Origin of the sequence: Coleofasciculus sp. FACHB-1120 (assembly GCF_014698845.1) — a bacterium.
In the GTDB taxonomy this organism is placed as follows: Bacteria; Cyanobacteriota; Cyanobacteriia; order Cyanobacteriales; family FACHB-T130; genus FACHB-T130.
The window spans coordinates 13,614-36,441 of the sequence record NZ_JACJTV010000027.1 but is presented as its reverse complement, the minus strand read 5'-3'; the positions used below and the strand labels follow the sequence as shown (position 1 = coordinate 36,441).

Annotated in this window: 20 protein-coding genes; 12 read left to right on the top strand and 8 right to left on the bottom strand. The window is 46.2% G+C overall.

The annotated features are described in order from the left end of the window. Window positions 1–207 precede the first annotated feature (207 nt). The 3 genes from H6H02_RS20315 to H6H02_RS20305 all read left to right on the top strand — a co-directional run bounded on the left by H6H02_RS20315 (window position 208) and on the right by H6H02_RS20305 (window position 2,941). The gene (locus H6H02_RS20315; RefSeq protein WP_190821112.1) at window positions 208–600 is read left to right on the top strand and encodes a response regulator; all 393 of its coding nucleotides are present in this window, start codon (window positions 208–210) and stop codon (window positions 598–600) included. Then, window positions 593–2,389: a diguanylate cyclase gene (locus tag H6H02_RS20310; protein ID WP_190821110.1), complete on the top strand. Its 1,797-nt coding sequence runs from the start codon at window positions 593–595 to the stop codon at window positions 2,387–2,389. The genes H6H02_RS20315 and H6H02_RS20310 overlap by 8 nt, the downstream gene beginning before the upstream one ends. Before the next feature lie 150 nt (window positions 2,390–2,539). After that, the gene (locus H6H02_RS20305) at window positions 2,540–2,941 is read left to right on the top strand and encodes a fasciclin domain-containing protein (RefSeq protein ID WP_190821108.1); all 402 of its coding nucleotides are present in this window, start codon (window positions 2,540–2,542) and stop codon (window positions 2,939–2,941) included. A 129-nt stretch (window positions 2,942–3,070) separates the two neighbouring features. Here the strand turns inward: H6H02_RS20305 and H6H02_RS20300 are convergent, their stop codons facing one another. The 4 genes from H6H02_RS20300 to H6H02_RS20285 all read right to left on the bottom strand — a co-directional run bounded on the left by H6H02_RS20300 (window position 3,071) and on the right by H6H02_RS20285 (window position 8,993). Beyond that, entirely contained in the window at window positions 3,071–4,372 is a 1,302-nt protein-coding gene (locus tag H6H02_RS20300; protein WP_190821106.1) for a CO2 hydration protein, read from the bottom strand. A 171-nt stretch (window positions 4,373–4,543) separates the two neighbouring features. Then, the gene (locus tag H6H02_RS20295) at window positions 4,544–6,055 is read right to left on the bottom strand and encodes an NADH-quinone oxidoreductase subunit M (protein ID WP_190821104.1); all 1,512 of its coding nucleotides are present in this window, start codon (window positions 6,053–6,055) and stop codon (window positions 4,544–4,546) included. 195 nt (window positions 6,056–6,250) lie between these two features. Further along, window positions 6,251–6,964 carry a carbonic anhydrase gene (locus H6H02_RS20290; protein WP_190821102.1) on the bottom strand — a complete coding sequence of 238 codons (714 nt, stop codon included), beginning with the start codon at window positions 6,962–6,964 and terminating at the stop codon, window positions 6,251–6,253. Window positions 6,965–7,121: 157 nt separating this feature from the next. Next, window positions 7,122–8,993: an NAD(P)H-quinone oxidoreductase subunit F gene (locus H6H02_RS20285; RefSeq protein WP_190821100.1), complete on the bottom strand. Its 1,872-nt coding sequence runs from the start codon at window positions 8,991–8,993 to the stop codon at window positions 7,122–7,124. A gap of 741 nt (window positions 8,994–9,734) precedes the next feature. Between H6H02_RS20285 and H6H02_RS20280 the strand changes: the two genes are divergently transcribed. The 3 genes from H6H02_RS20280 (at window position 9,735) to H6H02_RS20270 (ending at window position 13,373) form a co-directional block, all read left to right on the top strand. Then, window positions 9,735–10,274, top strand: a complete 540-nt coding sequence (locus tag H6H02_RS20280; protein ID WP_190821098.1) for a hypothetical protein — start codon at window positions 9,735–9,737, stop codon at window positions 10,272–10,274. 215 nt (window positions 10,275–10,489) lie between these two features. Then, window positions 10,490–12,511 carry a family 10 glycosylhydrolase gene (locus tag H6H02_RS20275; RefSeq protein ID WP_190821096.1) on the top strand — a complete coding sequence of 674 codons (2,022 nt, stop codon included), beginning with the start codon at window positions 10,490–10,492 and terminating at the stop codon, window positions 12,509–12,511. 163 nt (window positions 12,512–12,674) lie between these two features. Then, on the top strand, window positions 12,675–13,373 hold the full coding sequence (locus H6H02_RS20270; protein WP_190821094.1) for a glutathione binding-like protein: 699 nt from the start codon (window positions 12,675–12,677) through the stop codon (window positions 13,371–13,373). 292 nt (window positions 13,374–13,665) lie between these two features. Here the strand turns inward: H6H02_RS20270 and H6H02_RS20260 are convergent, their stop codons facing one another. Further along, a complete protein-coding gene (locus tag H6H02_RS20260; protein ID WP_190821090.1) occupies window positions 13,666–14,415 on the bottom strand; it encodes an SDR family NAD(P)-dependent oxidoreductase in 750 nt (249 codons plus the stop codon). 218 nt (window positions 14,416–14,633) lie between these two features. Between H6H02_RS20260 and H6H02_RS20255 the strand changes: the two genes are divergently transcribed. The 4 genes from H6H02_RS20255 to H6H02_RS20245 all read left to right on the top strand — a co-directional run bounded on the left by H6H02_RS20255 (window position 14,634) and on the right by H6H02_RS20245 (window position 16,852). Next, window positions 14,634–15,401 (top strand): methyltransferase domain-containing protein, encoded by a 768-nt coding sequence (locus H6H02_RS20255; protein WP_190821088.1) that lies wholly within the window; start codon window positions 14,634–14,636, stop codon window positions 15,399–15,401. Window positions 15,402–15,417: 16 nt separating this feature from the next. Continuing rightward, complete coding sequence (locus H6H02_RS27745; RefSeq protein ID WP_277922582.1) at window positions 15,418–15,552, top strand: hypothetical protein; 135 nt, start codon at window positions 15,418–15,420, stop codon at window positions 15,550–15,552. Window positions 15,553–15,644: 92 nt separating this feature from the next. Then, window positions 15,645–16,280, top strand: a complete 636-nt coding sequence (locus H6H02_RS20250; RefSeq protein WP_190821085.1) for a Uma2 family endonuclease — start codon at window positions 15,645–15,647, stop codon at window positions 16,278–16,280. Between the two features lie 35 nt (window positions 16,281–16,315). Beyond that, window positions 16,316–16,852, top strand: a complete 537-nt coding sequence (locus tag H6H02_RS20245; protein WP_190821083.1) for a nucleotidyltransferase family protein — start codon at window positions 16,316–16,318, stop codon at window positions 16,850–16,852. A 112-nt stretch (window positions 16,853–16,964) separates the two neighbouring features. Here H6H02_RS20245 and H6H02_RS20240 read toward each other — a convergent pair whose 3' ends face one another. Then, window positions 16,965–19,343, bottom strand: a complete 2,379-nt coding sequence (locus H6H02_RS20240) for a hypothetical protein (protein WP_190821080.1) — start codon at window positions 19,341–19,343, stop codon at window positions 16,965–16,967. Between the two features lie 271 nt (window positions 19,344–19,614). Between H6H02_RS20240 and H6H02_RS20235 the strand changes: the two genes are divergently transcribed. Next, a complete protein-coding gene (locus tag H6H02_RS20235) occupies window positions 19,615–19,785 on the top strand; it encodes a PAP/fibrillin family protein (protein ID WP_190821078.1) in 171 nt (56 codons plus the stop codon). A gap of 80 nt (window positions 19,786–19,865) precedes the next feature. On the opposite strand, the gene H6H02_RS20230 is transcribed toward H6H02_RS20235, so the two are convergent. Both H6H02_RS20230 and H6H02_RS20225 read right to left on the bottom strand, forming a co-directional pair. Next, the gene (locus H6H02_RS20230; RefSeq protein WP_190821076.1) at window positions 19,866–20,648 is read right to left on the bottom strand and encodes an intradiol ring-cleavage dioxygenase; all 783 of its coding nucleotides are present in this window, start codon (window positions 20,646–20,648) and stop codon (window positions 19,866–19,868) included. Between the two features lie 293 nt (window positions 20,649–20,941). Then, window positions 20,942–21,544, bottom strand: coding sequence for a hypothetical protein (locus tag H6H02_RS20225; protein ID WP_190821074.1), 603 nt, complete (start codon window positions 21,542–21,544; stop codon window positions 20,942–20,944). Window positions 21,545–21,904: 360 nt separating this feature from the next. On the opposite strand from H6H02_RS20225, the gene H6H02_RS20220 reads away from it, so the two are divergent. Continuing rightward, window positions 21,905–22,708 (top strand): SDR family NAD(P)-dependent oxidoreductase, encoded by an 804-nt coding sequence (locus H6H02_RS20220; protein ID WP_190821072.1) that lies wholly within the window; start codon window positions 21,905–21,907, stop codon window positions 22,706–22,708. Window positions 22,709–22,828: the final 120 nt, after the last annotated feature.

Sequence of the window (22,828 nt, the reverse complement as noted above, 5' to 3'; positions counted from 1 at the left end):
AATTAATATGATTTGTGAAATCGGCTAATCGGTAGTTTGTGGTTCATTAGATAAGATGAACCATAAGCGAATGACACTTAACTTTTACTATTCAACCATGAGCCTTCCCGTTCAAAGGCAAGTGGAAAATTCCGCCTCTCTCCCTGATTCCTCCGCTCTCTTTTTTCTCACTCAGTTTAAATTAAGGATTAATCCATTGAAAGTAATATGACAGCTCCACCTTTAATTCGTATCTTGTTTGTGGAAGATGACCCAGATATTCAAACCATTGCCTGCTTGGGTTTGAAAGCAGTCGGCGGTTTTACAGTAGAAGTCTGTAGTTCTGGGAGCGAAGCGATTCAGAAAGCACCGACGTTTGCCCCGGATTTGATTTTGCTGGATGTGATGATGCCTGGGATGGACGGGATGACGACCCTGAAGGCACTGCGGGAACTTCCGCAAACTTTAAGCACTCCGGTAATTTTCTTGACTGCTAAAGTGCAAACCCATGAAGTAGCTTATTATAAGCAACTTGGTGTACTGGATGTGATTGCGAAGCCGTTCGATCCCATGACCCTTTCTGTAACTCTCAATCGTATGTGGTCGCAGTACCATGATTGATGCGCTTCAAGATCCGCAAGATCAACTCAATGCCTTACGCCTTGCCTATAGGCAACAACTGCCGAGTCGAATTGAGCAGATAGAAACAATTTGGAATCAGCTGCTGGAAAGCCTTGAGCAAAAGGGAACGGTAGCGCAGGAGCCAGGATGTAGGGGCGGGGAAACCCTGCCCGGAGCAGGAGAGAATCAAGAACGTCAACTCCTCAGCACCTCAGATGTTCAGCCCTATTCGTCTTCTGCAAATCAACCCCAGTCCCTGCTAGAAGCCGCTGCCTCACCTTTGGAAACACTACACCACCTGATGCACCGTTTGGCGGGTTCTAGTGCCACGTTTGGGTTGCTGGCGTTAGGGAATGCGGCACGAACCTTGGAACTGATATTCAAAGCGATTTTGGATAGTGGAAAGTTGCCAAACGCAGAAGAGCAAGCACAAATCTGCGTGCTGGTAGGAGGATTGAAACAGGCGATCGCTGTGGAGGACACCTGTGTACTGGATCTAAACCTCCCCCCGTTGCAGTCTCAAGAGCCTTGGACAGAGAATCGGCTGATTTTTTTGGTGGAAGACGATCCGCATCTGTCGCAGGATTTGGCGTTGCAAATCAGTTGTTTTGGTTATCAGGTTCGCACTTTTGACAAAATTGCTGAACTGGAGGAGGCGATCGCGCAAACACCACCCGCCGCTGCCATTGTGGATGTTGTTTTCCCTCAAGATAGTCTTGCTGGTCCCAAAACAATTACTGCCATCCAGCAGCACCGCGAGCAACCCCTGCCAGTTTTGTTTATTTCTGCCAGAAACGATCTTATGGCTCGTTTACAGGCGGTGAGAGCGGGTGGAAAGGCGTATTTTCCCAAGCCAATTAACATTGGGGAATTGATTGATGCGCTGGATTTGCTGACGGTGCCGCAAGCACCAGAGCCGTATCGCATTTTAATCGTTGACGATGATGCGCCTTTGGCATCTTTCTATGGTTGGACTTTGGAACAGGCGGGAATGACGGCGCTGGTCGTGACAGATCCGTTGCAGGTGATGCCGCCTTTAATTGAGTTCAGACCGGATCTAATTTTGATGGATATGTATATGCCGGGATGCGATGGAGTGGAACTGGCAGCGGTGATCCGTCAGCAACCGGCTTATGTGGGCATTCCGATTGTGTTTCTGTCGATGGAGACGGATCTGAATAAGCAGCTAGCGGCGATTCAGCTAGGCGGGGATGATTTTTTAACCAAGCCGATCCAGCCAAATCATCTGATTGCGTCGGTGATGCCGCGAGTGCAGCGATCGCGTCTTTTACGTTCGGTGATGGTGCGCGATAGTCTGACTGGGCTGCTCAATCATACGACGATTAAAGAGCAACTCAGTATTGAGGTGCAACGAGGTCAGCGGGAAAATACGCACCTTGCCTTTGCCATGATTGATATTGATGATTTTAAGTCAGTGAACGATACTTATGGCCATCTGACAGGCGATCGCGTACTGAAAAGTTTATCCCGTCTGTTACAGCAGCGTTTGCGTAAAACTGATATCACGGGTCGTTATGGCGGAGAAGAGTTTGCGGCTATTCTCCCGCATACAGATGGTGCAACAGCCGTACAAGTTCTCAATCGAATCCGCGAGGGTTTTGCACAAGTTCGGCAGCAGTCTGACGGTGCTGAGTTTTCGGTTACTTTTAGCTGTGGCATCGCTGTCTTTCCCAACGTCAATGAAGCGACACAACTCAATGAAGCCGCAGATAAAGCTCTCTATGAAGCCAAACGACGCGGACGCAATCAGGTGGTTCTTTCTACGTGAATTAAATCTAGGTGAGCAAGAGATTACAACTTTTTTTAACGAACATTAAAGATTTAAAGCGATCGCCGATAGCCAATCCAATAATATTGGCAAGGCTCACCCTAAACTGTTATCAGAGCTTTTTCCATACAATCTATTAAGTGAGAACAGATGGCTGACATTGTTGATATTGCCGTTGGTGCGGGTTCTTTCAAAACTTTAGTAACTGCTGTCCAAGCGGCGGGGTTGGTGGATACGCTGAAAAGTCCCGGCCCTTTTACGGTCTTTGCACCGAATGATGATGCCTTTGCAAAACTACCACCCGGAACGATTCAAACCTTGGTACAAAATATTCCCCAACTTGCCAGAATTCTTACTTATCATGTCGTTCCTGGCAAGTTAATGAAAGCCGATTTAGAGAAGCTGACTTCTGTCACCTCAGTTGAAGGTTCACCTATCAGAATTGATTGTTCTGATGGTTTTGAGGTGAAAAATGCCACAGTTCTCGCACCAGATATCGAAGCGGATAACGGCGTGATTCACGTTATCGACACGGTAATTTTGATGGGTTAAATAAAAAAAGGGAGCGATCGCTCCCTTTTTAACAACCCTATTTGAGGTGTGTTGGAGGAATTAAGGCATTCACTTGCGATCGCTCCCTTTTAAAAACCCCCTTTGTTGAAGGGGATTTGGGGGGAACTCCTATCGATAATCCGACTGCTGAATATCCCGCAAACGAGCTTCAGGACGCTTGAAGCGATCTATCTGAGCTTCAAAAAACTCCCGATTTGCTTGTAAATGCTTTGGATTGGAGTCATCTAAAGGATAGAGAAGTGCAGTTCGCAATGCTTGGATGACAGCAGAAGTAACGCAGTACATCGAGCGTTGGAAAGTAATCCCTAATTGGATTAACATATCATCTTCACCCCGGCAGTGTTGACGATAGTAATCTACGAGATAGGGTGGCAGAAAATGTAGCATATCCTGCATTAATAATGTCGGCGGAATGCCAGCATTCCCCACCGGAAATACATCAGCATAGAGAATTCCATAGTGGAAATCTTTCTGATTTTCAGGAACTTGCTTTGCCTGAGCATTGTAAGATTTTGTACCCCGGAAGGGAGCGGTGCGGTAGAATACAGCTTCCACATACGGTAATGCGGCTTCGTAGAGCCATGTAAAACCGCAAGATTTGGGGATAATTTCATACTTTTCACCCCGAATATAAACGTGATGATAAATAGGACGACCCGCGATCGCAAAAATTCCATTTACCAGAAAATTCATCGCCTCTGGCACAGTGGTCATTTTGCCCTCATCGTAGAGGTCGGACATCTCAAAGAAAACTGGAGCCATCACTTCCCAGAACAAGCCTAAATTACTATAGTAAGACAGTTGGCGTACCTGTTCTAAGAACATATCAGGGAACAGTTTATATAATCCCAGCATCGCCGGATTACCTTGGAAGTAAGCCTTAATTGCTCTATCTGCATTCGCTTTGTATTCATCGGTATCTAGATAGGCATCGAATTTACCCCAACCCATGTCTCTGCCGTGCCAAAGCATTGCTTGCATACAAGCTTCGGCAAATTCCATATTGATTCGGTCATGCCCTAAGTGATGGAATAACTTGGGCATTTTAGAAGTTTCGCCCTTCTCCATAAACTCTAGAAGTTCGGGATGAGCAGTGGCTTCTCCGCGCCAGATCCGCAAATCTGCATCGTCTCCAGCGTAATGATTATGTAACTCCAAATACTCCTTGGGGAGAAAGTATTTAAAGAAGGGAAAGGGATTTAAAAAGACACGCTCGGCAATATAAAGCAGGTCGCGCCAGTAGAAATCCATTGGGACTGCATACGCTTTATAAATACCGATAATTTGCATGAGATTTTCCGGCGTATCTGGCAGCATTGCACCACCAGCTTCTAAGCGATGAATAATATCGGCAAACTCATGGTTAGAAGGAGGCAATTTTGTTGAAGGCTTAGGTGGAGTTTGTACCATTTTTAGTTCCTTTATGTGAATTGCTGAATGTTTTTTAATGAGTCGTTATTTTGTTGTGCGGGCAGTATTTTGACCTCTCCCCCAACCCCTTCCCTAGCGCTTAAGGGAGCTGGGGCTTAGGTTTCTCGTTTCCAGGCTGAGCGCCGTAACGAGAGGAATGAAAGTAATTTTCTATTGCTGAACTGAAGACTGGTAGTGGATAGCAACTTGCTGAGTAGTAGTCGCGGGCATACTAGCAACCATTGCAGCGGTTGTCGGCTCGCTCCAACGTACCAGCCAATTGGGGAAGATTCCCAAGAAGAAGATTATGGCTGCTAAAACTAAAGCTGGAGTGCGCTCAACCCATTCAACTTTGGGATAGTAGGCTGCGGAATTGTTCAGTTTGCCAAAACAGGTGCGGTTAATGAGGATCACAAAATAAACTGCCGTTAAACCGCTACAAACCACACAAACTAGGGTCGGAATTGGAAATACGATGAAACTACCTTGCAGCACCAAAAATTCAGCGATAAAGCCTACCATACCGGGGATACCAGCACTCGCCATTCCGCCTAGAACGAGCAAAGCAGTGGTAAGCGGTAAGCCGCGTTGGGGACTCAACAAACCATTCAAGACATCTAAATCGCGGGTACCAACTTTGCTTTCGATAACACCCACCAAATGGAAAAGGATGGCTAAGATGATGCCGTGACTAACCATTTGCATGACGGCACCGAGTAAACTAAGCGGTGTAGCAGCGGCGGCGGCTAACAGAACATAGCCCATGTGACCGATAGAGCTATAAGCGACCATGCGCTTGATATCTTTTTGAGCGATCGCACTCAGCGCCCCGTAAGCGGCACTAAACGCTCCGATAATCGCTAACCCTGGTGCCACAATTGTCCAGGTTTCGGGAAACATTCCTAAACCAAACCGTACCAAACCATAGGTTCCTAACTTTGCCAGGATGCCACCTAAAAGAATGGCTACGGGTGGGGAAGCCTCGACATAAGCATCTGGCAACCAAGTATGCAGCGGAACTAAGGGAATTTTGATTCCGAAACCTACCAGCAGCATTGTTAGCAGGATTAGCTGCGCTTGTAATGGTAAACCTTGAGCAATGTTGGCATTGTAATCAAAATTAGGAGCGTTACCCAGCCAAGTTATACCCAAAAATGCCGCCAGAATTAAAATTCCAGAAAGCGCTGTATAAATGAGGAACTTCATCGCTGCATAGCCACGCTTTTCAGTTCCACCCCAGATGGCAATTAACAAGTAAAGCGGAATCAGTTCTAGTTCGTAGAACAACACAAACAGCATCAAATTCTGCGACAGGAAGGCACCCGCAATCCCGGCATTAACCAGCATTACTAAAGAATAGTAAAGCTGAGGACGAGTAATCTGCTTTGAGGTGCTGTAAATAACAATCCATGTCAGCAGGCTATTCAAAGCCAACAGCGGTAAAGACAAACCATCAACACCAAGGCTGTAATTCAATCCCAACTTTTCAATCCAGGGCATAAATTCCGAGAATTGCATCCCGGCATTGTTCAGGTCGAATTGGGTTAGGAGAAATCCTGTCTGTAATAAAATTCCACTGACAATCGCTAACGCAAGTAAACGTGCCTGACTAGCAGATAAGTTAGGTAAGAATCCGACGAGAGCGGCACCTAAAAAGGGTAGCCAAATTAAAGTGCTGAGCATGGTTTTTTATTTGCTGATTCCTGATTTCTGTTGACCAACTGAATGAGAATTATATAAATAGCGGTTTAGCTATATAATAGCAATTCCAATTTATGTAGGAGATATTCTTCTCTCTTTTCTTCCTCTGCTAATGCGCGATCGCACTTTTTTAATCGAAGATATCTCACTACTTAAATGGAATTGCTATAGTTCTGGCTAACTCAGTAAGGTAACTTTGCCCGTATCCAAATCGTAATAACTACCGACAACCTTCAGTTTGCCTTCCTGAATTAACTGAGCGATGACAGGAGAGGATTTCAATTGTTCAACTTGAACCATAACGTTAGCTTTAATAGCATTCTCTAGGGAATCGCCGGATTTCCCTTTTGCTTTTTCTACGCCAGGTTTTATCGCCTCAATTAAGCTACCGATTTGACCGGGAACTTGGGCACCTTTAATGGTGGCATCTACCGCCCCACATCTTTCGTGCCCCATCACCATTATTACCTTAGTCCCCAATACTAAACCGCCGAATTCTAGGCTGCCAGTTTCCTCCGGAGTGGCGATATTTCCCGCCACGCGGCATACAAACAAATCGCCAAATCCCCGGTCAAAGAGAATCTCAGAAGGAACCCGTGAATCAGCACAGCTCAGAATCGCCGCAAATGGTTTCTGGGTTTTTGCAACGGCTCCCAAACGTTCAAAACCTTGGTTGATATTTTTAGGTTTTCTGCTAATAAAGCGTTGATTACCCTCCATTAAAGCTCGCAGTGCTTGATCGGGTGTCATGTCATTTTCTGCAACAGCTTTGTCGGGAAAAACCAACTTAGATCCGAGTCCGGCGGTTACGACCCCTGCCCCTACTGCGCCTGCGCTAATTTTCAGCAAATTCCGTCTAGAGAAATGTGCTTTCTGTTTTTTTGAGTTCATTGGTTCCTTCCTTCCTTCCTAATACTAAATACTTGCTTTGTTCGTTCCTTGTCATTATTCTCTGTCCTTTTCAGTTAAAAAAGCAATAATGACAGAAAATTCTAAATCAGCCAGATTGCCAGTTAGTTTATTCAGGTAGTTATTGCCTACCCTTTACCTACTGAGCGAGGGATACAAAGAGCGGTAAAGCCCCATGAAGAAAGCGCCAGTATAACAGCATTCCTAAGACGATAATTCCCATTACTATCGTCATCGCATAAGCTTGGGATTGTCCGGAAGTGCTGTATTTCAAACTTTGTCCGCTGAAAAGGGAAGCAACGCCGACAAGATTAACGAAGCCATCTACTAAGTAGCGGTCAAAGGCAGAGATGAAGCGGGAAATTAAAGCAACGCTGAAAACAATACTCACGCGGTAAATTTTGGCGGTGTAAAAGTCATAAGCCAACAAATCTTGCAGGGGTTTCCAAGGAAGTTGGACGGGTTTTTGCCACATTTTATTCAGATAGATCACCCCGCCAAGGCTGCAACCAAAGATGCTAGACCAAATCAACAGCAGCGCCATATCTTTATTGAAAGTTGCCCAACTCGGTAGTAACGACAAGCTTTGTAACACTAAGGGGAGGTGGAGGGTGAAGGCGGCCAAAACTATCATAGGGAAAGTTAAAGGCCAAAATGCTTCTGGCGATCGCACAGTCATTGGCTTGGGTTCTCCACCAAAAATCAGCCCAAACACTCTCGTTAAACTGAAGGCTGTCAAAACATTGACGACCAACAATAAACCGACTAACCAAGGTTGAGTTGCCCACAAACCATCTGCTAATTTCAGCAATGCCCAGAAGCTGCCGAGAGGCGGAAAAGCGATTAATCCTAGCGTCCCAACCACAAAGGCTAATCCAGATATCGGACGGCGCGACCATAAACCGCCGAGTTGGGTTAAGTCTTGGGTGATGTTGTTCCAAATAATTCCACCAACACTCATTACCAACAGCGCCATTGCGATCGCATGAGTCAAGATCAACAACAAAGCTGCATCATCTTGCTGAGTGCCTACGGCGATAAACACCAATCCCATGTAGGCGCTGACGGAATAGGATAAAGCGCGTTTGATATCAATTTGCGCGATCGCAATCAAGGAAGCGCCAACCGCCGTCACCCCACCGATCGATATCAGCGCCAACGACACTACGGGAGAAAGTGCTAACACAGGTTGTAGCTTAATTAACACCCAGGCACCTGTTGCCACGACGACCGAGTTCCGCAAAATCGTACTGGGAAGCGGCCCTTCCATTGCCTCATCCAACCATAAATGCAACGGGAATTGAGCACATTTACCCATCGGACCAGCAATTAAACCTAAACCTAATAGCGCGGCTAGTGTAGGGTCTAAATCAGCGGTTTTTGCCCATTGTGCTAGATCGTTAAAATTCCAACTTCCTGCCAGGGGATACAAGGCAATAACTGGCATCAGCATGATTAAATCCCCAACCCGCTTGGTTAAGAACGCATCCCGCGCCCCCGTCACCACCAACGGTTGGCTAAACCAAAGCCCTACCAGCAAATAAGTCCCTAAGGTGAGGATTTCCAGAATTACGTAGCTAAAGAACAACGAGTTGCACAAAGCTAAACCACACATTCCTGCCTCAAAAAGCCCTAGCAAGGCATAAAAGCGTGCCCACCCCCAGTCCATCTCCATGTAGCCGATCGCGTATATCTGCGCTAGCAGGTTTAACCCGGTGACTAAAGCGATCGCTGCAACGTTAATTACTGAGATTTCTAGGGGGAAATTTAAATCCAAACCCGCTGCCGACAGCCATGTAAACGTTATTTCTTGAGTCGGCTGGTTCCAAATCGCTTGCAGAGTCACTAAGCTATGAACGAATGCCAAAAAGGTCATCAGCAAGTTAACGTAACCAGCGGGGCGCGGCCCTGTGCGGCGGATGATACCGGGCGACCATAATAGCCCGGAAATAGCACCAATTAAGGCATAGCAAGGGACTAACCAAATACTCTCAATGAGAACCTGAACCACTGAATTCCCTCCAAACTTGCAGCAAAGCTAGGGTTGCCTCAAGCCAACCCGTAATTTCCCCAATCAACCTATGCAGTAAGGCGAATGCCGAATTAATAATTTCTTAAGCGTTCTGCTTATCTTAATGGTTTAAGTAACCAAAAGGGAATAATTGATTTAGATAATTAAGCGATAAATCATTTAAAAAAAACTTATATAACTCTTTGCTACCATAGGTTTTTATGCCTAGAGCAGTTGTCATCAAGCAGTTGTCATCAAGAATTTATATGGTAATGATAGATAAATGTCTATAAATAAAAATATTTTTTAACAAATAAGTTTTTTAATTTTTAAGTGTATTTTAAAAATCCCTATCAAGGATCTATATGATATTTATAGATAAACATCTATAGAAAGTTTACATAGGCAACTATCACAGTCCTATTTCCATGATATTTTTCTTGTGGGAATGTCTGAAAATCAATATCTGAAAATTGTGGTGGAACCGAGGGTGCCTTAGCCGCCGCCGCTTTGCTGCCGGGAGTTGTGAAAGAACCTAGTGGCAAAATTGGGGTGTTGATTACTGGGAGTAATGTAAATATTCGGCAAATCGGTAAATTGTGAACGCGATCGCTTAACCGGCTATAACGCGAAGGAACGAAAAACCTAGGGATATGGCATTGCCATGCCCCTATCATGTCGCTACCATGCCCCTACGCTAAATTGGCTATCATCGCATGAGAACGATTTTCAGGCACAATCATGAGTGGATCTGCGTTTACAGTTCCAGAAAAAGTAACCTTTGAGAATGCGATCGCGCTGACTCAATCTTTGCTCTCCCAGATGCAAGCGGGTGAATTATCCGACGCACAGATAGCTGAAGTAGTGGGAAAATTAGTCAAAACCGAAAATGGTGCGAGAGGCTTTTTCGTCACCTACCTAACCTCTGAGGGGACAATCGCCGATAATCCCTCTGCGGCTGTTATACAGGCATTGCAGTCAAATCCAGACACTGTTTCAGAATTGTTAGTCAAAAATGTAGCCATGTCTGCGGTGATGGCGGTTGCCCATCACCGCAATGGTAACGAAGAGATGGCGCAATCATCCCAAAGAGTGCGATCGCGTACCACTCGAATTATTGAACAGGTGGAACTCCCCTCTGTCTACGAAGTGTCTCAAAAGTTATTGGAAAGTGCCGTCACTGGCGAAGGTAGCTACAAAGCATTTTTAGAACGTCGCGGTTACGACGCCGAACAACGGCAGGTTATCTCTGAGGCATTGGAACAACTTATTAAGCGGTAATCGGTACTGAAAGTAGTGAAGTGTTGAATTTTGAATTAAAAAACTCTTTTAATAACTCAAAACTTATACCAATTCACTATTTTGCTGTCACATTTGCGATCCCCCCAACCCCCTTTCTTAAGGGGGCAATAGACATATTTGTGGCACAGATAAAGTGAAATGATATCAATACTCAAAACTTTTCCCCGATTGCCTTTTCCCAATTCGCAACAACTATGGTGACAACCCCGACTCAGTTCCTCGATATTCAAACTCATTGGGCACGCTTATTCATCCAAGCTTTAGCCCAGCGTCGGATTATTAACGGGTTTCCGGATGGGACTTTTCGGCCAAATCAATCTATTACCCGCACTGAATTTGCAGCCCTTATTAGTACAGCATTTTCGAGACCTGCGAAACGACAATATATTCCCTTTATTGATGTTCCTTCTACTTACTGGGGGGCGAGTGCGATTCAAAAAGCTTACGAAACACTATTTATTAGTGGTTTTCCCGATAATCGCTTCCGTCCAGCAGACAGGATTACCCGAACGCAAGCTTTAGTTTCTCTAGTCAGTGGCTTGCAGATTGCCGCGAATATAAACTCTGACCTAAAAACAGCACTGCCACGGATATATCAAGATGGCGCTGGAATTCCTAGTTATGCCACCGACGAAATCGCAGTAGCGACGAGGGCAGGGCTGGTGGTGAACTACCCGAATCTAAAATTATTCAATCCGAATCTGGCAGCAACTCGTGGCGATGTTGCCGCTTTTATTTATCAAGCTTTAGTTTATCTAGACGAAGCGCCTCGGATTGCATCTTCCTACATCGTGGTGCCTCCAAAACCCATCCTACCCGGTCAGACGCCGACTGTCAAAGTCAGTCATCAACGGGAGTTTCGAGGTGTGTGGGTGACAACCGTGTGGAACGATGATTGGCCTTCCAAAGCGGGATTGACAGTTGCACAACAGCAAGCCGAACTCATTGGCATCCTTGACCGGATGCAAGCGATGAAAATGAATGCGCTGGTCTTGCAGGTACGACCGGAAGGGGATGCCTTTTATGCTTCGCAATTAGAACCGTGGAGTTATTGGCTAACTGGAAGCCAGGGAAAAGCACCAGAGCCATTTTACGATCCCCTGGAGTATGCGATCGCTGAATGCCACAAGCGCAATATAGAACTTCATGCTTGGTTCAACCCTTACCGCGCCAGCGTCTCCATCACTAACTCCCCGCCAGTCCGCCCTCACATCGCCGTCACCAACCCCGAAGCGGTTTATGTATGGGGTAATCAGATGTGGATGGACCCCGGATTGAAAGTCGTTCAGGACAGGGCATACAACGTCATTCTCGATGTGATACGTCGCTATGACGTGGATGGCATCCATTTGGATGACTATTTCTATCCCTATCCCATCGAAGGCCAATCTTTTCCCGACGATAAAACCTACGCCGCCTATACGGCTGCTGGAGGGAAACTCTCTTTAGGTGACTGGCGGCGGGACAATGTGAATCAAATGGTTCAGCGCCTATCGCGGGGAATTCAGGTAACCAAGCCACACGTTAAGTTTGGCATTAGTCCCTTTGGCATTTACCGTCCTGGACAACCGCCTCAAATTCGGGGGCTAGATGCCTACAGCGTACTTTATGCCGATTCAAAAAAATGGCTAGATCAAGGCTGGGTTGATTATCTCACCCCGCAACTCTACTGGCGCATTGACCAAACCGCCCAAAGTTACCCTGTATTGCTGAAGTGGTGGACGGATAATAACCCCAAAGGCCGACATATTTACGTCGGTAATAATCTGGGACGGTTGGATGGCAAGGTTTGGACTCTTGCGGAGACAGAAAACCAAGTTGAAATTACTCGCAACTTGAGCGGGAATTTGTCCCTGGGGAATATCTTCTTCAGTATGGAAGCGTTCGTTGAAAATCGCCAGGGCATCTATGACAAATTCAAAACCTCGACTTATGCCAAACCAGCATTACCACCCGTGATGTCGTGGCGAAATTCGACCCCACCTCCGCCCCCAACGGCGCTAGGGTTGAGAAATGGCAAGCTGGCATGGAATGTTGCTAGCAATCCCGATATTCGTTCCTGGACGCTTTATAAGCAAACTGGTACAACTTGGACGCTGCAAAGAATCCTTTCTAGAGAGACAACGTTTGCGACGGTTGAGCCGGGAACTTACGCTGTGTGTGCGGTAGACAAGATGGCAAATGAAAGTGGAGGGGTAGTTGTTTCTGTGACTTGAGGGGTTGTAGGGAGTACGGCAGTGCCCCCTCAAGGACTTTTAAATTTTGGATTAAATTTTAGAGAAATTGAGAGGAAATGGAAGCCATCCGTTTTGTTGATGAGGCTTCTAAACTGAAAGCGATCGCGAAAACTAATGTTTGTAATATTGAGGACACATCATCATGATTGACCTTTACTACTGGACGACGCCCAACGGACATAAAATAACTTTGTTTCTGGAGGAAGTTGGGCTACCTTACACTCTCGTTGCGATTAACATTGGCACGGGCGATCAGTTTGAACCAGAGTTTCTCAAGATTTCCCCCAACAACCGCATTCCGGCAATTGTGGATCGGGAACCTGCTGATGGTGGCGAACCAATTTCTGTTTTCGAGTCTGGTGCGATTCTGCTGTATTTGGCAGAAAAAACCGGAAAATTGATTCCCGCAAATATACGCGATCGCGCAGAAGTTCTGCAATGGCTATTTTGGCAGATGGGCGGGCTGGGGCCAATGGCAGGACAAAACCATCACTTCACCCAATACGCCCCGGAAAAAATTCCCTACGCCATTAATCGCTATGTGAATGAAACAGGACGTTTGTATGCAGTGCTGAATAAACGATTAAGCGACCGGGAATTTATTGCCGGTGATTATTCAATTGCAGATATCGCTGCTTATCCCTGGATTGTGCCCTACGAAAAGCAAAACCAAAAGCTCGAAGATTTTCCGAACTTGCAACGCTGGTTTGAAGCGATAAAAGCTCGTCCGGCAACCATTCGGGCGTATGAGAAAGCAGAAGCCTTCAAAGATCAAGTAATCAGTCCAGAACAGTCGCGGGATCTGTTGTTCAATCAATCCGCCGATACTGTGAAACGTTGAATGATATAGGTTCTCCGAGGAACAACCATTTGATTGGGTAAGGACGCCAGTTGATACATTGATTTGGGGTGTAGACCGATGGGTTTGAGGTGCAGGGGGAACGCTGCACCTCAAACCCAGTGCCTCATCCTTCGCGTACACGCGCTGTCGCGTCACCAGATCGAAGTAGATATGAGGGTGAAAAGTAGCGATCGCAATCCTATCTTCTTTGAGCGCCCTCAACTTAGCCTGACTGATGTGTGTAGGCTCTATTTACCAGTACAGGAATGCGATCGCGTGATTGTGCAGTTCATTACCAATCTTGGTCGGTGGGTCGAATTAGAATTTCGTTAACATTCACGCGCGGCGGCTGGGTCACGGCATAAACGATTGCGGCTGCAACGTCCTCGCTTTGTAGAGGAACGATCGATTTACGCCGTTCTTCGGTGCGTTGTTTGGCGATTGGATCGGTAATATGGCTGTCGATTTCTGTATCCACCATGCCTGGTTCGATGATGGTGACGCGAATGTTGTGCTTGCACACTTCCTGCCGCAACGATTCCGAGAAGCCATTGACTCCCCATTTGGTGACATTGTAGCCACCGATGCCTACCCTTGCGGTTCGACCGGCAACGGATGAAATGTTAACGATATGTCCCGATCCTTGTGCTTTGAGGATGGGAAGAACCGCATGAGTTGCATACATCAATCCCAGAATATTGAGATCGATCATGCGTCGCCAGTCAGAGGTATTTGCACCCTCAATATTACCTGACAAAGCAATTCCGGCATTGTTGACGAGGATATCGACTCGACCGAATTGTGCGTTTGCTTTTTCCACTAAGTTCTGAACTTGGGTTTCATCGGTGATATCTGCCACAATGGACAATGCTTTTCCACCCGCCGTTGCAATGCGATCGCAGACTGCATTCAGTCGGTCGAAACGCCTTGCTGCGATCGCGACCTGTGCGCCTTCTGCTGCTAGCGCGATCGCAGTCGCTTCACCAATACCAGCCGATGCACCCGTGACAATTGCCACTTTTCTATCTAATTTCCCGGTCATACATACTCCTTAATTTCTAAGCCATAGATTCTTTTCGGAATTCTAGATCGCTCTTGCTTGCGGAACCTGAGACGACAGAGAGGAGCTTCTCCAATAGGCGTAAACGTGCGCGATCGCGACAATCCAAAAGCTGCTGCTGATGCTTGAAATCACGTCCTTGAACTATTATTTCAACAAGAACTTCAAACCGTCTAAAGATTTAACCAGGAAATCACTCAATGCCGTGGAACCCCGATCGCTATCACCAGTTTCAATCAGAGCGTTTTGCACCCTTTACTGATTTGATAGCGCTAGTTAAATCGCAAGGCAAGTTGCAAGTAATCGATCTCGGATGTGGAAGTGGTGAACTCACTCAACGCTTAGCTGATACATTACCCCATAGTCAGGTCATTGGTCTGGATGCTTCACCCCAGATGCTAACTCGCGCTCAGGCACAAATTCGCTCTAATCTGCGGTTTAAATTAGGAGAAATTCAAACAGTCACAGGGGAGTGGGATCTAATTTTTTCTCATGCGGCAATTCAATGGGTTGAAGATCACTTATCCTTAATTCCCCGATTGTTTTCTCTGCTTGCTCCGAATGGACAATTGGTCGTACAGATCCCGTCTAATCACCATCATCCCACCCATCGCTTAATTATAGAAACTGCCAGCGAAAATCCTTTTTTCGAGGCTTTGAATGGTTGGAAGCGACTATCACCTGTACTTTCTATTGAGACTTATGCAGAACTCCTTTATACCTCTGGTGGGCACAATTTAACAATTTTTGAGAAGGTTTATCCCCATCTGCTTAAAGATGCTGATGCTTTGTTGGAGTGGAATTTGGGTACAGCTTTAGTCCCTTATTTAGAGCGTTTACCCAACGAATTACACGAACTTTTTATCAATCGGTATCGCTCAAAACTCTGGGATCGGTGGTCTTCCGGTCCAGTATTTTATGGATTTCGGAGAATTCTTTTCTCAGCCACCCGTTCCACATCTCGATGAAATTTTTCAATCTATCATGTCTAACAAAACGCTTAACGGAGCTTTATATTTATTTGACTCCTGCCAGGGCTGCGATCGCTCTCCTCAATCACCCCAACTGGTAGTAAGCTGGCGGTGCAGTACGAAATACGGTTTAGCGATCGCTATTTAGCAATGACTTTTAGTTAGTCATTAATGATAATTATGGGTGAATAGCGAGTTACGGTTGAAGAAGCTACCCCAGCAATCGATGGAGGAACACCAATGACCGTTACCATTCCCATTCGTGCCATTGAACTCACTCCTGGTAGCACGATTAGCATTCATAACTTGTCTTGGCAAGATTTTGAACAGATTCTCACGGAACTGGGAGAAAAGCGCAGCACCCGCATTGCATACTACCGAGGAACGCTGGAAATAATGTCCCCTTTGGCACTGCATGAACGCCCCCATCGCATCATTGCTGATATTGTCAAAGCTATCTTAGATACTCAAGGGCGGGACTGGGAAGATTTTGGCTCAACTACTCTAAAGCAACCAGAAATTGCCGGAGTCGAACCCGATACTTGCTTTTACATCCAGAATGCCAGCCGTGTCCGGGGTTGCACCAATATGGATCTAGCGGTTTACCCACCCCCGGATCTCGCCATTGAGTCTGATGTAACTTCAAAGACTACCTTGAACGCCTACGAAGTGCTGCGCGTTCCGGAAGTGTGGATATATCGGAATCGCCAACTCAAGATTTACATTCTACAAAATGGTGGCTACGCTGAATCATCCGTCAGTGCTATCTTTCCCGATTTGCCGATTACCGAAATGATTCCCCAACTGGTGCAAAAAGCAATTGATGAGGGAACCAGTCGGATGCTGCGCGAACTTAAAATACAACTGAGTCAATAACTGGAAAGATTGGAACAAAACTAGACAAGCAAAACATGGATAGTTCCACTCGCCTCCAGAAGATTTTAGTTGATTCGCCGGTTGGTGTTGTGTTACCGGCGATCGCGCTTTTGAATCTCCCCGGCTGGTGGTTAGCTGGCGGTGCAGTACGAAATACAGTTTGGCGATCGCTCTTTGGCAATGACTGTCAGTTAATCATCAACGACTTTGACATTGCCTTTTTTGATGCGCTTGGCGATCGTTCCCAAGAACTCACCGCCAAGGCTACCCTAACAGCGCAGTTTCCGAATTACAAGTTTGATGTTAAAAATCAAGCCAGTTTTGCGCGTTGGCGTGCCGGTCGCAGACCTTACAATAGCGCTGAAGATGGGGTGAGTGATTGGCTGCACACGGCGACGGCTGTAGGCGTTCGGTTAAATGCTCAAGGACAATGGCAGTTTTTCACTCCTTATGGTCTGGATGATTTATTTAACGGCATCATTCGACCGACTCCAGCGCATATCGACAACCCGGATGCTGAGAGTAAAGCGACTTCGTTTTTACAGAAGTGCCCTTGTCTGCGTCTGGCTTAGAAAGTGTCTGCAAGGTCAGCATAGGAAATTGTCCAAACTTCAAGTATGAGTTTTTGGTACAGATAAAAAAGATAGGAGTAGGGGTCTCAAGGGTCTGAACAACCTAGATTTGTTAGGTTCCCTTACATAATTCCTGCTCCCAACGGCGCAAAACATTCTTATCAAAAGATTCTATCAAACCCCCAAAACCATAAGACTTGGGCGACTCCCCCACACTCCACTCTTCTTCTGGAGGACTGCTATCAACCTGTAACTCTTCAAGCCTCACTTTCCAAGGCTCAATTCCATCCACACTTCCCCAAAGATGAAGCTTTCCATTTAGAGCTAAGTGTACACCAATACCTCGCTCTTTAGATTTCTGTGCAGCATCGGCTACAACAGCAAATAGCTCAGATAGATTAGAAGAGTTAGTGACTACGCCTAGTACGACTACTTGTGCATCAACTAAGGTAGCCACGTTTAGAGTCTTTTCCAAGGAGTCTGTAATCTCTACAATTCCCTGCTGGTCAATATTGTTATATGATTTACACTCGGCAATAATGAAAGCATTACCAGTAAGCCAAAACAAATCAACTTCTGCAAAATTCGTTTTTTCACCAAGACGCAGCAGCTCTCCTCCAAACTGGATGAAGCCTGAACGAGGAATTTGATTAAAAAGAGCAGCGGTCATAAGGACTGCTAGTCCCCCTTCTTTTACGAGCCGAGCAGCCAGTTCATTAGGTTTATAAGTAAACTGTAACCCATGTAAAGGTAGCTGGAAATTTTCAGCACACCCTCGGCACGCAATAAATTCCCTTACCTCTTCGAGGGAGTACCAATCAGTTAGATTACAAGTAGGACAGCATAGAGAGTATCCACGGCGCACAAGCCCATTTTCCAACAAAAGAGGAAGCTTTTGCGTAAGAACATTGTCAGCTTCTTTTTGACTCAAACCGCGCTGCTTATTAAGGAATGACTTAAGATTTTCTCTATATAATCCACCTTGTTCTGCTTTGTGAGTTACTAAAGCAGCAATAATATCTGCTCCTTGTTTATTAATAAGATTTATCACATTGTTGAATCCCCCGAAGCGCTTAATACATCCTTGTGCATAGCGGGTATGTTTATTAGGTCTGACCTCAAAGCCAGCGTCTTTGAGTTGTCGGGTGATTACAATATTGTCTAGATGAATGTAAAAGCGGCATTCTCGCCCTGATAAAGCAGTTCCAGTGACACCCTTAGCTGCTGCTCTTACAGTTAAGTCCTGTCTTAGCCATAACTCCCCTAAATTGTCTTTGTTACTCTCTGCAAATTCAATTCGCCATAGCTCATTTGTGAGCAAAACTGATGATGCTTGGGTAGATGGCATAGACAATTGTCTACCCGATACCAATTTAACTTCTGCATTGTAACCAAAAGTGAATTCTGTTTTTTCATGTCCGATAGGTACAGGTGGCTCAAAACGAACAGAGTCATCCGGAGTAATTAACCTAGTAAAATTGAGAGTTTCTCCAGAAGAGGTAGTGCCTGGAATTGCATCAAAATGGAAGTCCCGATAAGTAACCTTCACTAGAATTTCTCGACCCGCTGCTGCAAAGGCATGTTTAAGGATGTTGCATAAAGTAAGTGCATCTTCACGGGCAATAGGGGTAGTAACAAATAGTGCGCGAATTGAATGCATAAATTCGACAATTAGAGAAACATGAGATTCAATATCTTTCAAAAAAGCTTCTCTAGGCAAAAATAACTTGTTGTGTGGAAAGAGCCAGCGACAGTTCCAAAAAGCAGTAGCTATACCAATATCTTTACCATCATCAAGAAACAAACAAAGAGTCTCTTCATCATTTGTTTCCATTATGTAGTGGTTTAAACTATCGCACCTACGTGTAGTTCTTTGCATTGTTAGCCAGACAGGGCTTTGTAGCCGGGCTGTTAGCAAACTCACCTTGATTAGCTCCTCAACAGTATGAGGAGTAGAAAAAACTTTCGCAGCCAAGTGTCCTACAAGGTAGTCTTGATAGAACTGAGTTGAGACACCAGTTTGTAATGCAATCTCGAAGCTGAAGGAACCACTTGGTTTTATAAGACGAATGCCGCTTTCATTTAAAAGATTAGGGTATATGTATGGGAGAATAAATCCCATATGAGAAAGTGTTCCATTTGACAAAAGAAGTAAATCAGAATTAGAACCATTAATATGCCTTTGAATTTCTTGATTTGAAATAGGACGCTTTAGGGCAGGTAGCTCCTCTAAAACTTTATCTACATCAGAGGAAATTCCTTCCCTTGGAACAAAAATATAATCGGGATCTATCCATTGGAGGACAAGCTTAAAAGTATCAACTTCTGTCTCATTCTCAGGAATGGGCAAAACAGGGTTAGCTGCACCCCCCCATACGTGAGTGTAGAGAGTCACTGCATTAATTAAATCTTCTCTATTACGGACTAAATAAACGAGGCGTAGGGGACGTGAGTTTAGTTTGAGAGTGACTTCTCGCTCATGAAGTTGCATATTTAACTCTACTTGATGTGAGTTTGATGGAGCAAAACGACTTAGTACTAAGTCTAAGTTGCACAAAGCTCCCAGGAGTTGTGCGCTATCTTAATCTTCAAAGGTTGTTAGCATATGCGGAACCACCAAAATTTGCTTTTAGCCGACAGGTGGCTGCGCGATGTTTCGAGAGTAGTCACTGAATTCTTAACATTACAATTATACTACATTAAAAATCAAAGGTTTTTTGCGATCGCGGTAACTAAATACCTCGTCTTCTGACAGTTTTTCGATGCAAGCAACAAAACCCTTTGGCATGGAAAGCTGGAGTTTCCCTGAATTGAAAATCCCAGTATTGGAATTCCTTCGGAATCAGGCAGAGTGGACAACCTCTTATTTAGACGAAGAAATTAGGGTAGGACGCGGTGCAACAGGCAATCTGTTTGTGTTTCGTCGCGAGTGAGTTGGGCGTTTTGAGCGATCGCATTCTATCAACTCTGCAATTATGGAGAATGCGATCGCTCATAAGTAAAATCCGCTCGTTCAAATCATCTGAAGCCCAATATCGAAGGTTCCCACGTAGCCTTGTGCATCTTGGGTAAGCTGGAGCATCAGTTGATCGCCGCCATCTTGAAAGATGCCATCTCCATCGTTCCTCTGGGTGCGCTGTCCCTTAGCCGCATAGGGAGACTGCGCGTGGACTCGATCCGTGAGGGCATCGTCAAAGTAAAGCTGCGAAGTAAACTCAGAACCCCGCCCGGACGCAGAATCGGCGCGAATCTTGAAGTGAATGTGAACCGTTCTGCCTAGATACCAACCTGGGTAGATCGTTACGAACTCGACGGTTCCATTTGCATTCGTCACCTGATTGCCACGCAGGAACTTCTGCCCTTGCGTATCTCCGTTGAAGTCCCGAACATCCGAATAAACGCCCAGCGCGTCACAGTGCCAAATGTCTACAGTTGCACCCCTCAAAGGGGTACAGGATCTTCCATCAATCCTAGAGACCCGAAACACCAAACGCAACGATACTCCTGGCTTCACCGAACCGTCAGAGGGATCTGAGCGGATATCAGAGTGGTTAAGCTTCTCATCCACGAAATATGGCCCTTCCGTCTGTTGGGGTTTTACGACGCAAGTCGGAGTCTGCGCGATCGCTATCGGAGTCGGTGTCTGAGTTGATGAACTTATCGGTTTTGCTGAGATAGACTCTCCGCGCCAGCATCCCACAAGCGATACTGCCGCTGTTCCCCCTAGGAAGCCAAGCACCTGTCGTCGCTTCATCATGGAGATAAGGGGAATTCTTTTCAGATGGTCTTTTTTCATTTCATCGGCTCCAAATAGAATTATCGCAATTTACCTAGGCGGTTGAAACCGCGTCTACACAGACAAAACCCGCCTGCGTGGGTTTCAAAATCTTTGATTTGTCTTAAGCATTCTCAACTGAGCGGTTGAAACCGCGTCTATACAGACAAAACCCGCCTGTGCGGGTTTCAAAATCTTTGATTTGTCTTAAGTCCGCGCAGGCGGACTTGGTTTGTTTAGCCGCGATTTCTAATCGCCAGGGCTTATTGAAAATTTGGTCGTATCCACGAAAGGGTTGCTAAATTGATTCAAGTTTATTGCTGAGGAGAACGATCTTCCTGTCGTTGATTGCCATCTTGAGGTGGACGGGGCGGAACTCCCAGCGCATTCACCAGTTTCTCTTCCGTCACGCCGAGTTTTGCCGCCGCTGCCTTAAAGTCGGGTCGGGGTGGGCGTTGTCCGGGTTCGGGCGGTGTTGTTGGTGGATTCGCTGGCACTCCAAGCGCTGCCTTCAAATTGGCTTCTGTCACGCCCAGCTTCTGCGCTGCGGCTGCAAAATTTGGACGTGGGCGACGCGGCGGAACTCCCAACGCATCAACCAGTTTTTGTTCGGTAATGCCGAGTTTTGCCGCCGCAGCCTTAAAGTCGGGACGAGGCGGGCGTTGTCCTGGTGTAGGATTCGCTGGCACTCCCAGCGCTTCTTTCAACTTAGCTTCTGAAATGCCCAATTTCTGAGCCGCTGCGGCAAAATTTGGCCCTCGTCTGCGTCCCTGTCCCTGCTGTTGTTGATTGGGCTGGGATGAGTTTTGCGCCTGTCGGTTGGGCGATTGAGCCGTTGCCTGATTCAAAGTTACAAATCCAAACGTCCCTACTAGAACAGGAATTGCGATCGCTGTCAGCAGTCGGCGGGTATTCATCACAAGCTTTCTCCTTCGGTTGAATCTCGAAACGTGTCTATAAATTCAATTAAGCTCAACCAAAATTACAGCTGACCCCTTGCTTAAATTACAGTTTTGTAATCTGAGGTGAGTGAAGGCGAGATACCCGACTTTTCTAAAAAGTCGGGTATCTGAAACCGCAGGCGATCGCCCGAACTCCAGAAAAGTAACCTCAAACACACAACAGCCATACTTCCTTGGAAAGACGCGATCGCACAGATGTCTTCCTAGGATTAGTAAGAGTTGCGATCGCATTCGCGCAGACTGTCTGCTAGCGAAAAAGAAGCACAATCCACAGCTTTCCTAGCGTGGAGAAGTCCTACAGGAGTTTAAATGGTTATGAACAGTTCGTCGAACCGACCTCTGGCTGTCGTGACAGGTGCCTCCAAGGGCATCGGTTACGAGCTTGCCAAACAGTTCGCCCAAAACGGCTTTGATCTCCTCGTCACAGCTACCGGATCGAGTATCGATGAAGCCGCTCAAACCTTTGAGGGACTGGGTGCCAAGGTGCAGACGGTACAGGCTGATCTTGCTACTTATGACGGTGTAGAGACACTCTACAACCAAATTAAGGCGACTGGCAGATCGGTAGAGGCGATCGCGATAAATGCAGGGGTCGGTGTCGGCGGTGATTTCGCCCGCGAGACTGACCTAAAGGACGAGCTGAATCTCATCAACCTGAACGTCGTTTCATCTGTGCATCTCGCCAAACGAGTAGTGAAAGATATGGTCGAGCGCCGCAAGGGTCGAATTCTCTTCACTTCGTCAATTGCTGCCATCATGCCAGGGCCATTTGAAGCAGTCTACGCGGCTTCCAAAGCATTTGTACATTCCTTCTCGGAAGCGCTACGCAACGAGTTAAAGGATACAGGCGTCACCGTTACCTCACTCATGCCTGGGCCAACCGATACCAACTTCTTCGATCGTGCGGGAATGGACGACACCACGGTGGGTGAAAAACAGAATGATGACCCGGCTGAAGTCGCCAAACAGGGTTTCGATGCTCTGATGGCAGGCAAGGATCACATCATCGCTGGTTCGCTTCTGACGAAGATTCAGGGCAATGTAAGCAAGGTTTTGCCTGATACGGTCAAGGCTGAACTACATCGTCAGATGACTGAGCCTGAGTCGGCTAACAAGTAACGCAAGCTATGCCTTCCCGATCATCTGTATATAAAGGTGTTTTGGCAGGCATTCTCATACCGACCGGAGCAAATGCAAGCGTCGAGTGAGGTGCAGACATCAATACCCGTAGACAAAAAG